The following is a 260-nucleotide window of genomic DNA, read 5'->3' as shown; positions in this document are numbered from 1 at the left end:
GGGCCACCGGCTACTCGTACGATTCCGAGGACAACCTCCTGGCTGAGAAGAACCCGCTCGGCGCCACCACCACGTACACGCCGGACGGCCGGGACCGCGTGGGTACGGTCACCGACCCGAACGGGGGCACCTGGAAGCGGACCTACGACGGCGTCGGGAACGTCACGAGCGTGACATCACCGACCGGTGCCACGACCCGCTACTCGTATGACGACAGTGGCAACCTCACCACGGAGAAGGACGCCACCGGCGCTGTCACC

Annotated in this window: 1 pseudogene; it reads left to right on the top strand. The window is 67.7% G+C overall.

Annotation, left to right across the window (positions count from 1 at the left end):
* Nucleotides 1-260 (top strand): annotated as a pseudogene (locus SB719_RS21005) (hypothetical protein); the annotation flags it as partial.

Source organism: Pantoea sp. SIMBA_079 (genome assembly GCF_046940275.1).
GTDB lineage: Bacteria > Pseudomonadota > Gammaproteobacteria > Enterobacterales > Enterobacteriaceae > Pantoea > Pantoea borealis.
This window is presented reverse-complemented; position numbering and strand designations above follow the sequence as displayed.